This is a genomic window from Mesorhizobium sp. M7A.F.Ca.CA.001.08.2.1 (assembly GCF_003998455.1).
Lineage (GTDB): Bacteria > Pseudomonadota > Alphaproteobacteria > Rhizobiales > Rhizobiaceae > Mesorhizobium > Mesorhizobium ciceri.
Map to the genome: position 1 here is coordinate 1 of NZ_RZPW01001468.1, position 453 is coordinate 453.

Annotated in this window: 1 protein-coding gene; it reads right to left on the bottom strand. The window is 60.0% G+C overall.

Going from position 1 to position 453, the window contains the following annotated elements; translation table 11 throughout:
• Positions 1-70 precede the first annotated feature (70 nt).
• The coding region (locus EN914_RS38030; protein ID WP_164779307.1) for an FAD-dependent oxidoreductase at positions 71-453 on the bottom strand (383 nt) is incomplete at its 5' end.

A 453-nucleotide genomic window follows, 5' to 3' on the forward strand; every position in this document is an offset into this window, starting at 1 on the left:
GATCTGAAGCGTCCTTCGAAGCGCACTGACCTGGAGCGCTATGGCGCGCGCCCTGTGCTAGGGTGGCCGGTCAGCTTTCCGGTCTAGACTGAAGTGCATTGTGGATATGTGTTGCTGCGGTGGCGGCATGGCCAAACGCAACGGCAATTTGATTGAGGCCCTCAGCCACGTCTCCAATGGCATAGAGACCCGCAGTCGACGTTTCGAGGTGTCGGCTGACCAGAACATATCCTTGCGCGTCACACTCTGCACCGAGTGCGACGGCAAGTTCAGAGCGCACATCAGACCCCATTGCGGGGTACACCACATCCAATTCCCGCATTGGCGCACCGTCGGCCATGACAACGCCGAACCCGGTTGCTCGAGCAACAAGATCCTCGACGGTGTCCCAGATTTCGATGCCGCCTGCCGAGGCCATGCCGCGGGCGGCATCGGAAATATCCTCCGGATAGT